A 13,290-nucleotide genomic window follows, 5' to 3' on the forward strand; every position below is an offset into this window, starting at 1 on the left:
CTCTAATTGGTTGATAATATCACACGCGAACAAGGCAAACAACTGATTGGGCTGCTATGCCCTCTCCCCGTCCGGGGAATCCCAGTTGCTCTGTTGTTGTCGCTTTGACATTCACCTGAGTTACATCCGCTTCCAGTGCCTTGGCAATAATCTCAGCCATCTGTGGAACGTAAGGTGCCATCTTCGGTTTCTGTGCAATAATGGTTGAATCGATGTTCCCTAGACGGTATCCGCGATCCTTCACCAACTGCCACACATGCTCCAGCAGTTTCAGGCTATCGGCATCCTTGAACTCCGGATCGGTATCCGGGAAGTGTTTGCCAATATCCCCAAGCGCAAGCGCGCCAAGAATAGCATCACTAATGGCATGCAGCAACACGTCTGCGTCCGAGTGGCCCAGCAGTCCTTTTTCATAAGGAATCGTCACCCCGCCAATAATGCATGGGCGTCCCTCTACCAGCTGGTGTACATCAAATCCTTGTCCTACACGTATCATCGCTTCTTCTCTCCCCCCAGGATAAACGCAGCGTATTCCAAATCTTCCGGCGTCGTTAATTTGATGTTCGTATAACTGCCTTCCACAACCTTGACCGACATTCCCTGGCGTTCAGCCAGCATCGCGTCATCCGTTCCGAGAAATCCGTCCCGTTCCGCCGATTCGTATGCGAGCACCAGGGAAGAAAGACGAAAAGCCTGCGGGGTTTGAATGCTCCACAGACTGCTGCGGTCAGGCGTCGCCGTAACGATTCCCTCCGCATTGACTTGTTTGATCGTATCCTTCACTGGAACGGCCAGTACAGCTGCTCCACCCGACATGGCGGCCTGCATACACCCCATAATCTGCTCACGGTTTATAAAAGGGCGTACCCCGTCGTGAACGAGGACCCAATCCGTCCCCAATGCCTTAAGGCCTTCGTGGACTGAATGCTGTCTCTCTTTCCCTCCGGGGATGACACGGACACGTGATTCCAGTCGGTATTCTTTTACCCAATCCTGGCAGCGTTCAACATCGGCAGATCCTGTGACCAGCACCATTTCGCTGACCTCGTCCAAAGCCGCAAACACTTCGAGCGTATGTATGAAAACGGGCTTGTCCTGCAGCAGCAGAAACTGCTTGCTCTCGGTCGTTCCCATCCGGGTCCCTCGACCTGCTGCCACAATGACAACACCCCACCCTTTATCCATGCCGCAATCCCTGCCTTGTCTGTCAGTTTATCGTTCAGAGATATACAATATCTACTTTCGATATAAAATATCGTTAAACGATACACTACCCATCATACCGCTTTATTGGGCTTTTTCCAACAGTTTCGGCTTGGCAAAAATCATTCGTCCTGCTGACGTCTGCAGCACGCTGGTCACCAGCACTTCCATCATCATGCCGATGTACTCGCGTCCGCCTTCCACAACAATCATTGTGCCATCATCCAGATAGGCTACACCCTGACCATGCTCCTTGCCATCCTTGATAATCTGCACCATAATCTCCTCACCCGGTAATACAACCGGCTTAACCGCATTGGCAAGATCGTTGATGTTTAACACGGATACTCCTTGCAATTCGCAGACCTTGTTCAGGTTGAAGTCGTTGGTGACGACTTTACCCTGAAGCACCTTGGCGAGCTTGACCAGTTTGCTGTCCACTTCGGAAATTTCCTCGAAATCTCCTTCGTAGATAAGTACTTTAACATCCAATTCCTTCTGAATTTTATTCAGTATATCAAGCCCTCTGCGTCCTCTGTTTCGCTTGAGCAAGTCCGATGAATCAGCAATGTGCTGCAATTCCTCCAGAACGAATTCCGGGATTACAATCGTGCCCTCAATAAATCCGGTTTTGCATATATCTGCGATGCGACCATCGATAATGACACTGGTATCCAAAATTTTGTGCTCTTCCAGCCGTCTTTCCTCGTCCACCTCGGGATGACCCCAGCGTCCTGACATCCAGAATGCCGCCAGATCGTCTTTCTTTGCCATGGCAAGCATATAGCCTGCATAGCTACTTACGACCGTCAGTGCCACCTGCAGCACTTCTCCAGCCGTCCCCAGCCATGCCACACAAGGATATAAAAGCAAGGCTACCAGTAAACCAGCAACGGTACCAGCGGCACCTGCAGCTAATTCATTCATCGGTACCTTTGCCAGGGAATCAATCCCATTTTGCAGTCTGGTTGCCATTATTGTTCCGCCGATGTTACATACAGACATAAACATTACTGCTCCTAAAAGCGTTGCTACCCCAGCCCCTAACAGTCCTGCTGACTGAATCCATTCAGCCATCCAAGGGACAGATTTTCCTGCCAGATGATATGCCGTGTAGCCGAACCATGCACCGCACAATCCTGTAAAAGTTAAAATGCCTTTTTTCCACATAAGTCCCTGCACCTCCTTCAATATATCTTCATCTTTATATCCAGTATGATCCAATTCCCGGATTGCTAATCCCGCTTTACAAGAACTTTTTGGAAATGTTGAAATCGTCAGTTGAAAGAAGGTAAATTATTGGCATATAATGAATTCAATTCATATCCCGAGGTGAGTAGCAAAATGAGTACGCTAAGTTTACAGGCTTTTCAGGATCAAGTTTCCGAGCTGTTGCTGCGTCATCGCAGCCTGATTGATGTACTGTCCAAAACGGGACAAGCCGGAGCTTCTGTCAATCGTGCCGTGTCCAAGGCCATTACCGAATGCGGCTGCATTGAGCTGCACGCCACCAAGCAGAAATATGCCCCGGAGAGCGATATCGCTCAATCCAAAGGGCTGCTGGAAACGCATGTGGAAGGTGAATTGTGCGAGAATTGTAAAGAGGTGATCAGCTCTGAACTGGGGCGGAACCTGTTTTATATGTCGGCTCTCTGCAATCTGCTGGACATCAACATGGAAGAAGTCGTAAATCACGAGTCACAGAAATGTTCGACGTTAGGGATGTTCAATTTGTCGTAAACAATACGTATTTCGTTGCAAATGGTTAAGTTACCTTATAGATTTGAAAAACAAAAATAAGCACGCATTCTCCGTTCAGGAGCGTACGTGCTTTCTTTGTATTGTTGATAAAGGAGACACAGACCGACCGACTTCCAGAATGATGGAATGCCTAGCGATCGGAAGGACGTGAAGACTTCTCTTCCTTACGCTTTTTGGCCCGGTTACGTGAGGCTGCCGTCCGCATATTATGCTTCATTCCATATAGAGCGTATATCACAAGTGGAATAAAGATCAATTTGGATAGTTGTTCTTGGAACATGACTGCCACCACTACCGCAAAGACGATGACCCATGGTGCAATCCAGATCGCTTTACGAGGCAGACCAACCTTTTTGAAATTGGGATATTTCAGCGAACTTACCATCAGATACGATAACAGCAGCGTCGCAATCATCATACTTACAGGACCGATATCCTTGTTAAACAGGGACAGTGTAGCCAGTACACCTCCGGCTGCTGGAATCGGCAAGCCTGTGAAATACCCGGGGATACCGGGGCGAACATTAAACCGGGCAAGCCGGATGGCACCACAAATGGGAAAGCTTGCGGTTGCGATCCAGGCAAGAACCGGAGTTGCATCCTGAAACGAGACCATGAATATAATCAGGGCCGGAGCTGCACCAAATGACACCATGTCAGACAATGAATCCAGCTCTTTACCAAATTCACTCTGGGCATTCAGTGCCCGTGCCACACGACCATCGAGGCCGTCAAGCAACATCGCAATAATGACCAAAATGGCTGCCAAACTATAATTTCCATCAATTGCAAGCAGGATTGCCATCATTCCAAGAAACAGATTACCCAAGGTAAAGAGATTCGGAATGAATCTGGTTAACATCGTTGTTTCACCTCATTATTTTCAAGCCGTTATAGGCAAACCCTTACATCTGTCTGTCAATAAACATCTGCTCCTGCAAACGCTTGAGACCTTCCTTAATGGTTCGGGCACGTACCTCTCCAATCCCGTCCACTTCGTCCAGCTCTTCAATTGTAGCCATAATGACATGAGGCAATTGTTCGAATTGACCCACCAGGTTATGGATAATGACATTCGGCAGGCGGGGGATCTTATTTAATACCCGATATCCGCGAGGCGCAACCGCATCTTCGGAGGTAGCCGCTGACGAAGGGTATCCCAGCAGACGTACGATATGATGTGCATCCAGCAATTCATCGTCCGACAATCTTTTCAGACCCACGATAATCTCACGGATTTTCTCATCACTGTCAACACGGGCATAGTCCTTATACAGCAACCAGGCTTCCTCTTCCGTTGTACCAACGAGTTCCTCCATCTGCATGGAGATCAGACGTCCCTCGTTGCCGAGTTCATGAATGTAACGTTTGATTTCCGTTTTGATGCGCATAACCATTTCTGTACGCTGAATGACATTGACCACCTCAGGAATCGTCACCAGTTCCTCGAACTCGGAGGCACTCAGATTCGTAAGGGACTGTGTCAATACAGCTTTGTATTTCTCCAGGGTTTGGATCGCTTGATTCGCTTTGGTCAAAATAACCCCGATTTCCTTGAGGGAATACCGTAGTGTTCCTTGATATAAGGTGATAATATTCCTGCGTTGCGATATAGATACGACTAATTTACCTGTTTGTTTCGCGACACGCTCAGCCGTCCGGTGACGGATCCCCGTCTCAGATGAAGAGATGGATGAGTCAGGAATGAGCTGAGTATTGGCGTATAGAATACGCTTCAAATCCTCGCTAAGGATAATGGCACCGTCCATCTTGGCGAGTTCATACAGATAGTTCGGAGAGAAATCACAGTTAATCGAGAATCCTCCATCCACCACTTCCATCACTTCAGGGCTGTATCCTACAACCAGCAGTGCACCCGTCTTGGCGCGCAGCACGTTCTCCAGACCTTCGCGGAAAGGTGTACCTGGTGCGATCAGCCTTAACAATTCGTTCATATTATCCAGTTGGCTCGAATCTTTCATCTTGTTATGCCCCCTAATCTAAAGCAACCGCTAGTGCATCTGCCACGGTATTCACACCGATCAGTTGTATCCCGCGAGGATGTTTCCAGCCCTTTAAGCTTTTTTCTGGTAAAATAACACGCTTAAAGCCCAATTTCTGAGCTTCTTTCACACGTTGTTCAGCCCGTGAAACGGCCCGAACCTCACCCGTCAAACCGATTTCGCCAAAGATGACGTCATCCGGTTTGGTCGGTACATCCCTCAGACTGGATGCAATGCTGACCGCAACCGCCAAATCGATAGCTGGTTCATCCAGCCGCACGCCCCCAGCTACATTCAGATACGCATCCTGTGTTTGCAAAAACATGCCCATTCTTTTCTCAAGTACAGCAATAATGAGGTTCAGCCTGTGATGGTCTATCCCTGTCGCCATGCGACGTGGGGAAGGAAAGTGTGTAGACGAGATGAGCGCCTGCAATTCCACAAGCAGAGGACGTGTGCCCTCCATGCTGGCAACTACCGTAGAACCCGCTACACCAAGCGGACGTTCCGACAGGAAGAGTTCTGAAGGGTTACCCACTTCACGAAGTCCTTCTTCACCCATCTCAAAAATACCAATCTCATTGGTCGAACCAAAACGGTTCTTTACCGCACGTAAAAGGCGATACGTATGATGCCGCTCTCCTTCAAAATAAAGAACACAGTCCACCATATGTTCCAGCATACGTGGACCGGCAATGGCGCCTTCTTTCGTAACATGCCCCACAAGCACGGTTGCAATGCCTCGGCCTTTGGCTATCCGCATGAAACGTGACGTACATTCCCTTACCTGAGCTACACTGCCGGGTGCACTGGTGACTTCTGGCAGATATACAGTTTGAATGGAGTCGATGACAAGAAAATGCGGCTGGATCTGCTCCACCGCTTCCTCAACCCGCTCCATATTGGTCTCACACAGCACATATAACTCAGGAGACAGCGCACCCAGACGGTCAGCCCGCAATTTGGTTTGCTTGACTGACTCTTCACCCGAGACATATAACACGCGCAAACCTGAATGGGTCAAAGCATGAGATGTCTGCAACATCAACGTTGATTTTCCAATTCCGGGGTCTCCGCCCACCAGAACGAGAGATCCCGGAACAATTCCGCCGCCCAAAACCCGATTCAGCTCTTCAATTCCAGTCTGTACACGCGGTTCTTGACCGCTATCTATATCTATGATGGGAAGTGGCTTATCTTTACTCTCAAAGAGAGGGGAATTTCTCCCTTGTGTTTTGACCACCGTTTCGGTTTCTTCCACCATTGAATTCCAAGACTGACAACCCGGACATTTGCCGTACCATTTGGGGGCTTCATAGCCGCATTCCGTACACTGAAACTTGGTTTTAACTTTGGCCACTTCAGCACTCCTAGGATTTATTTTATAACAGCATTTTGCATTTTTCGACGAATTTTGCCCTATATACCCTGACGTGCAGGGTTAATAAAAGTTTACCATTGTTTGAGATTTTTCGTAAAGGATTATCGCAAACTTTACACATGTTCGTAGCAGTTCAAATGTCGTTTTGATAAATAACAGAGCTTTCGGGCTCTAACTGGTCCAAAAACAAAAAAATCCTTCCCAGCTAAAGCCAGGAAGGATTTTTGTTTTATGCATCAGAATCAGTAAACTGATTAAGGGTCAATTATTTTGTTTCGATTTCCTCATTGGATGGAACAACAACATCTTTTTTCGTTACAGACAATGCTCCGTTCTCTTCGTCAATGAGCAACGAATCTCCTTTGACCACATTACCTGTGAGCAACTCTTCAGACAATTTGTCTTCGATATGCTTCTGGATCGCCCGACGAAGCGGACGAGCACCATAGGCTGGATCAAAGCCTGCTTTGGCAAGGAAATCCTTGGCATTGTCAGTGAGCTCGAAGTCGACCTCATACTCACGCAGCCGTTTACGAAGCTCTTCACTCATGAGGGTAACAATCTCAGCAATGTGTTTCTCTTCAAGAGAGTGGAACACGATAATTTCATCAATCCGGTTAAGGAACTCAGGACGGAAACTTTTCTTCAGCTCATCCATCACTTTACCCTTCATGTTATCGTAATCCGCACCTGCATCCACAACTGCTGTGAAGCCCAGTGTAGAGTTACGTTTGATCGCTTCTGCACCGACATTGGATGTCAAGATGATCAACGTATTACGGAAGTCCACGACGCGACCTTTGGAATCAGTCAGACGGCCATCTTCAAGTACTTGCAGCAAGATGTTGAATACTTCCGGATGTGCTTTCTCGATTTCATCGAGCAGGACGACGGAGTAAGGTTTGCGACGAACTTTCTCTGTCAGCTGTCCACCTTCTTCGTATCCCACATATCCCGGAGGCGCTCCGACCAGTCTTGAAGTGGAATGCTTCTCGCCATACTCGGACATGTCAATCCGGATGACTGCATTCTCATCTCCAAACATGGCTTCTGCAAGCGCTCGAGCAAGCTCGGTTTTACCTACACCAGTTGGACCCAAGAAGATAAAGGAACCCATCGGACGTTTTGGATCTTTCAATCCAGCACGGGCACGACGAACTGCACGGCTGACGGACTTCACAGCCTCATCTTGGCCAATGACACGTTCATGCAGAATCGATTCCAAAGTCATGAGACGTTGTGTCTCTTCTTCTTTCAGCTTGTTCACCGGAATTCCAGTCCAGTTGGCTACCACTTGCGCGATATCCTCAGGCGTTACTTCCGAATCCGTGCGGCCTTGTTTTTCTTTCCATTGGTTCTTCGTTACATCCAGCTCTTCACGGATTTTTTGTTCCGTGTCACGCAGAGCTGCTGCTTTTTCGAACTCCTGGCTTTGAACCGCTGCGTCTTTTTCCTTGCGGATATCTTCGAGACGGCTTTCCAGTTGTTTGAGGTTTGGTGGGATCGTGTAAGAGTTCAATCTTACTTTGGAACCTGCCTCATCAATCAGGTCGATCGCTTTGTCCGGCAGGAAACGGTCAGTAATGTAACGATCAGACAGTTTAACCGCCTGTACAATCGCTTCATCGGTAATTTTAACCCGGTGATGCGCTTCGTAACGGTCACGCAAGCCGTGTAAGATCTGAATTGCTTCTTCTGGAGAAGGCTGATCTACCGTAATCGGTTGGAAACGACGCTCCAGAGCAGCATCCTTCTCGATATATTTGCGGTATTCATCCAGTGTTGTTGCACCGATGCACTGCAATTCTCCACGGGCCAAAGCCGGTTTCAAAATGTTCGAAGCATCGATTGCACCTTCCGCTCCGCCTGCACCAATCAAGGTATGCAATTCGTCGATGAACAGGACAATGTTACCCGCTTGGCGAATTTCATCCATAATTTTTTTCAGACGATCTTCGAATTCACCACGATACTTTGTACCTGCAACAACGGAACCCATATCCAAGGTCATGACACGTTTGTCACGCAAAGTCTCTGGAATTTCGTTGGCGATAATTTTTTGTGCAAGCCCTTCAGCAATCGCTGTTTTACCTACACCTGGTTCACCGATCAGTACCGGGTTGTTCTTGGTACGACGGCTGAGTACCTGGATGACACGCTCAATTTCTTTGCTACGTCCAATAACCGGGTCAAGGTTGTTCTCTCTCGCATAAGCCGTGAGGTCACGTGCCAGACTGTCCAGCGTTGGTGTGCTGACATTGGCAGGTGTACCGTTATGACTGGATACGGCTTCACTGCTGCCCAGCAGTTGCAGCACTTGTTGACGTGCCTTGTTCAGGCTGATGCCCAGATTGTTCAGCACACGTGCTGCGACCCCTTCGCCTTCACGAATTAATCCGAGCAAGATATGCTCAGTGCCTACATAGGTATGACCCAATTTACGGGCTTCATCCATAGACAATTCAATTACTTTTTTCGCACGAGGCGTATATGCAATGTTCGTAGGTTGCTCTTGGCCACGGCCAATCAGCGTTTCTACTTCATCTTGAATTTTTTCCAATCCGAGTCCCAGGCCGATCAGCGCTTTGGCTGCGATGCCTTCGCCTTCACGAATGAGGCCGAGCAAAATGTGCTCTGTACCGATGTTATTATGACCAAGACGGACAGCTTCTTCCTGCGCCAATGCGAGCACCTTTTGGGCCCGTTCCGTAAATCTTCCAAACATCATATCTCCTGCACCTCCATGGTTTTGGATAAAACGGGGGCTGTTGAAAAGATCCCACCGTATTTTCTTCATATCATTTTTGTTTGCAGCCGTGCTGCGAATAAAATCATTCAGCATTTATTATAAAATGCTCTATTATATAAAGCCGCAGATGCGACGTGAAACCTTTGTTAATGACTGTTGTTTAGCCTAAGATTGATTGGCTGCACTAATCGTATCACGGATCAACTGAGCCCGATAAATGTCACGCTCATCTGTCCGCATGTCTTCCCCAAATGTTTTCTGCAAAAAGCCCGGCTGCGTCATCACATTTAGCTCGTTCATCACGGTTATGGACAAGCCGTCCAACAAGCCGAGATCTACACCAAGTCGAACATCAGACAGACGCTGTGCAGCTTCCTTTGAGTCGACGATAGCTGCATGGGACAGAATGCCGTAAGAACGCATCACTCTGTCGGTAATCCGCAATCGGGAGTCGGTCATTAACCGCTCTCTGGCGGTACGCTCATGCCCGATCATTTGTAACACAACACTATGCAGGTTATCGATGACTTCATGTTCCGTCTGCCCCAGTGTGATCTGGTTCGAGATTTGGAACAGGTTACCCATCGCCTCACTGCCTTCACCGTAAATTCCTCGTACAGTCAGTCCGACTTGGGAGACTGCGGTTAGAATGCGGCCGATCTGCTGTGTCATCACCAGAGCGGGCAGATGCATCATGACAGATGCTCTTACACCTGTACCTACATTTGTAGGACAGCTGGTTAAATATCCTCTGCGGTCATCAAAAGCATAATCCACATGCGCTTCAAAAGCATCATCTATGGCGGAAGCTTTCTCCCAGGCTTCTTTCACCTGGAACCCCGGATAGAGGCACTGGATACGAAGATGATCCTCTTCATTAATCATAATACTGACAGACTCATCCTCACTGAGAATAACAGCACCATTTCTGGATTCGTTCGCAAGACTGGGACTGATCAGATGTTTCTCCACCAGTACCCGTTTGTCAAGGTCATCGATATCAGTCAGATCCAGGGTATGAAAATCTCCAAAGGCATGAACGTCGTCGTATTGAAGTACCTCGCTCAGCTTATTCAGCACTTCTTCCGATTGCTCATTGGAAGCCAGCATCGGAAACGGATAATGCTGCAGGTTGCGTGCGATCCGGACCCGGCTGCTAATCACAATTTCGGAATCAGCCGCATCACTACGCATCCAGTCGCTGAGCGCCTTCTCTGTAAAACGCAGATTAGACATTACGCATCCCTCCTACTCATCACAAACTTTACTCCTGAGCTATTTCTTTTTCAAGTTCCCTGATCCGATCACGAATTTGAGCTGCTTCTTCAAACTCCTCTTGCGTGATGCTCTCCTGAAGATCCCGTTTCAAATCAGCAATCTGTCTTTTGACCTTGATGCGACCACCTGCTCGTGCAGGCACTTTACCCACGTGAGAAGTGCTGCCATGAACCCGTTTGAATAGCGGGTCTAAACGACTGTCAAAATATTTATAACATGAACTACAGCCAAAGCGGCCGATTTTGCTAAACTGTGAATAGGTCATGCCGCATTCTTCACAACGAAGGGATTGCGCAGGTGTAGCTCCCGCACTTCCATTCTTGCCTGAGGGTTCAAAATCAAGCAACCCGGACAATAGGTTGTGAATGGAAAATCCATTGGATGTTCCGGGAATCATTTCCCCTTTTTCACGAGCACATGACTCACAAATATGGAATTCCGTCTTCTCTCCGTTCACGATCTTGGTGAAATGGAGTGTGGCCGGACGTTTGTTGCATTCTTGGCACAGCACAATGATGTACCCCCTTGATCCCGATAGTTTTCATTTACCGAGCAAAGATATTAACATCGCCTTTAACATTCTGGCACGAATTTGATCCCGGTAAGGAAGTTTGACCAATATAATCTCTCTCGATACAGCTGCCCGCATCAACCCGGCTTCCCTTTTGCTTAAGAAACGTGCTTCTTCCAGTTGGTAAATCAGACCTTCGGCAGCTGTCTGCCCGATCTCATCTCCAATACTATGGTGCAAATGGTTATGCAGAGCCGAGTGAGCCGGCAATTCAATCCGCTGTATGCGAACATAACCGCCGCCGCCACGTTTACTCTCTACAAGGTAACCTTTTTCGAGTGTAAATCGGGTGCTGATGACATAATTGATCTGGGAAGGCACACATGAAAATTGGTCAGCCAGATCATTACGTTGAATTTCGACCATTCCTTCGGGACTTTCATGCAAAATACTCTTCAGATATTGTTCGATAATATCAGAGATATTACGCATCCAATCATCCTCCACTGTCTGAAACGTTAAGTCAATAAGGACCCACACGCCCCTACAGAGTACACCTTCTCAACCCATTTAACCCATTTAACCAATCAAGGAAACAGCGAAACTGATCTTTCATGGTCGTTTACAGGAGAGCGAAGGACGCTCGAAGGTCCTTTAATATTGCCTATATCCGCTGATGTGTACTACCTTCAAAATGGCTCCCACCACCGGATTGCAGAAAGAAAGCTACGTAAGTATTTAACCTTTAGTTGACTTTGACTTTCTTTGACTTTATATACATTATAGCATATTTTGTGGTTTTGCCAAGAGGGAGCACTATTCATTTTTTACGATTTTACACGAAATATTCGGCTGACACAAAAAAACCTCTCCAAAAGAGCTGGAGAGGTCTACTTTTCTCACACTAGCAACGTATTGCTATGCAAGCTAAATCTCTATGAAAATGAGTCAGAACTCTCGTCATGAGAGTCAAAACGCATCAGAAGAAATCAAGTAAATACGTTTCCCGTCTAGGGATCGCTTGTTCCAAAGCCTTAATCGCTTCTGTCGGTCCTTCAATTCTGCCTATTTGAGCCATCTCCGTAGGTCTGCGATAACCCATCAGCATTGCGGTGAGCGCCTGAATGTCTACCTTAACGGTCTGATCTTTAGCTGCAGGCTCAGTTGTTTTCCAAATCGAAGCTGTACCGTTCATCGCCACATTCAACTGCCACACCCCTTCATTCCATGGTGCATGGGCATCCTCTACCTGAAAATTAATCTGTACTGGAGAGTCTTGACTCGCAAAAGGATACTGTGAAATAAATTGCTCCACACTCACAATACGTGCCATGAAAAAAGGTACAATTTCCTGCTGAATTCGCGGATTATCCAATTGAAAAGCAAGCATATCACTGGCTGGTGCCTGTAAGGTAACTTCCTCTATCATTGAATCATGGTTGGCTATAAAGGTCCACAAGGCTTGTCTTGCCTCTTCGTTCAGATAGATGATCTCTCTAATGCTAAACTTTCTTTCTTTAACCTCATACAAAAGATACCCTTGCGCTTTACCAGCTTCATCATAATATACAGCCTTCTGGTTGGCTCCCTTAGTGAGAACAGAATTCTCCCATCTCGCATCATCCCGAATCAAAGTTCCGTTATAGCGCTCAGCATAAGCACTGTATACTTCCTTTAATGTGCTGAGTCCCGGATCGCCGCGCCGAATTGTTCCAGGGGTTGCCTTTTTCGCAGGCAGATGAGCTGTAGGCACTTTATATCGTTTAAATTCACAATAAGTCTCCCAACCATACCTCCGATAAAAAGCAAACGAGAACGGATGCAAAAACGATATACTTTGTTTATTACGGTTCATTTCCTCCAGTGCATGCTTCAACAGCCCAGCTACCCAGCCTTTACGTCTATATTCTGGCCATGTGGCTACACCCGCAATACCGCCCATCTCGAATGATCTCCCATGAATATAGGTTTGAAAAGGAATAATGTGAAGTTTGGCACCCAATTGTCCTTCCTCAAATACACCCCATATATCCTGTGAATCAAATTGACTCCGCCGCTTATCCGTTTGTTCTTCACTCATTACCACTTGAAAAGCATACTCGGAGAGTGCCATAGCTGGTTCAAAATCATCTACGGTCAATTTCTGAATTTCCATGTCGTCCTGCACCCCGTTCTCTAAGTTATGATATCTTTCAAATCATGTCCTGATACGTGATGTATGTATCCAATTATGAGTGTGTCAGAGGAACGGGACAAAGTCAAACAAGAGATGCACGTGCATCTCTCAGGAAATAACATATAGTCGTATACTATAATCGTTTCACCTATGATTTATAGTAAAAACGCAAATAAAAACCACCACCGAATATCATCGGCAGTGGTTCTTCGCTTGGCGGCGTCCTAC

Annotated in this window: 12 protein-coding genes; 1 reads left to right on the plus strand and 11 read right to left on the minus strand. The window is 47.2% G+C overall.

Features of this window, described 5'->3' with window-relative positions; translation table 11 throughout:
* Positions 1-19: 19 nt before the first annotated feature.
* From ispF to P364_RS0129475, 3 genes are all read right to left on the minus strand, one after another.
* Positions 20-496, minus strand: coding sequence for a 2-C-methyl-D-erythritol 2,4-cyclodiphosphate synthase (ispF, locus tag P364_RS0129465; RefSeq protein ID WP_024633608.1), 477 nt, complete (start codon positions 494-496; stop codon positions 20-22).
* Complete coding sequence (gene ispD / locus P364_RS0129470) at positions 493-1,185, minus strand: 2-C-methyl-D-erythritol 4-phosphate cytidylyltransferase (RefSeq protein ID WP_024633609.1); 693 nt, start codon at positions 1,183-1,185, stop codon at positions 493-495. Before ispD ends, ispF begins: the two co-directional genes overlap by 4 nt.
* A 102-nt stretch (positions 1,186-1,287) precedes the next feature.
* A complete protein-coding gene (locus P364_RS0129475; protein ID WP_024633610.1) occupies positions 1,288-2,373 on the minus strand; it encodes a PIN/TRAM domain-containing protein in 1,086 nt (361 codons plus the stop codon).
* A 174-nt stretch (positions 2,374-2,547) separates the two neighbouring features.
* On the opposite strand from P364_RS0129475, the gene P364_RS0129480 reads away from it, so the two are divergent.
* Positions 2,548-2,943 carry a hypothetical protein gene (locus tag P364_RS0129480; RefSeq protein WP_024633611.1) on the plus strand — a complete coding sequence of 132 codons (396 nt, stop codon included), beginning with the start codon at positions 2,548-2,550 and terminating at the stop codon, positions 2,941-2,943.
* Between the two features lie 151 nt (positions 2,944-3,094).
* Here the strand turns inward: P364_RS0129480 and pssA are convergent, their stop codons facing one another.
* From pssA to P364_RS0129520, 8 genes are all read right to left on the minus strand, one after another.
* Positions 3,095-3,826, minus strand: a complete 732-nt coding sequence (gene pssA / locus P364_RS0129485; protein ID WP_024633612.1) for a CDP-diacylglycerol--serine O-phosphatidyltransferase — start codon at positions 3,824-3,826, stop codon at positions 3,095-3,097.
* 43 nt (positions 3,827-3,869) lie between these two features.
* Positions 3,870-4,946: a DNA integrity scanning diadenylate cyclase DisA gene (disA, locus tag P364_RS0129490; protein WP_024633613.1), complete on the minus strand. Its 1,077-nt coding sequence runs from the start codon at positions 4,944-4,946 to the stop codon at positions 3,870-3,872.
* Between the two features lie 13 nt (positions 4,947-4,959).
* Entirely contained in the window at positions 4,960-6,327 is a 1,368-nt protein-coding gene (gene radA / locus P364_RS0129495; RefSeq protein WP_024633614.1) for a DNA repair protein RadA, read from the minus strand.
* Between the two features lie 286 nt (positions 6,328-6,613).
* Positions 6,614-9,076, minus strand: a complete 2,463-nt coding sequence (locus P364_RS0129500) for an ATP-dependent Clp protease ATP-binding subunit (RefSeq protein WP_024633615.1) — start codon at positions 9,074-9,076, stop codon at positions 6,614-6,616.
* A gap of 186 nt (positions 9,077-9,262) precedes the next feature.
* On the minus strand, positions 9,263-10,333 hold the full coding sequence (locus P364_RS0129505; protein WP_024633616.1) for a protein arginine kinase: 1,071 nt from the start codon (positions 10,331-10,333) through the stop codon (positions 9,263-9,265).
* A gap of 28 nt (positions 10,334-10,361) precedes the next feature.
* The gene (locus tag P364_RS0129510) at positions 10,362-10,886 is read right to left on the minus strand and encodes a UvrB/UvrC motif-containing protein (RefSeq protein ID WP_024633617.1); all 525 of its coding nucleotides are present in this window, start codon (positions 10,884-10,886) and stop codon (positions 10,362-10,364) included.
* Between the two features lie 30 nt (positions 10,887-10,916).
* Positions 10,917-11,378: a CtsR family transcriptional regulator gene (locus tag P364_RS0129515; RefSeq protein WP_024633618.1), complete on the minus strand. Its 462-nt coding sequence runs from the start codon at positions 11,376-11,378 to the stop codon at positions 10,917-10,919.
* A gap of 487 nt (positions 11,379-11,865) precedes the next feature.
* A complete protein-coding gene (locus tag P364_RS0129520; protein WP_024633619.1) occupies positions 11,866-13,041 on the minus strand; it encodes a GNAT family N-acetyltransferase in 1,176 nt (391 codons plus the stop codon).
* Positions 13,042-13,290 lie beyond the last annotated feature (249 nt).

It is taken from the genome of Paenibacillus sp. MAEPY2, from assembly GCF_000499205.1.
GTDB lineage: Bacteria > Bacillota > Bacilli > Paenibacillales > Paenibacillaceae > Paenibacillus > Paenibacillus vandeheii.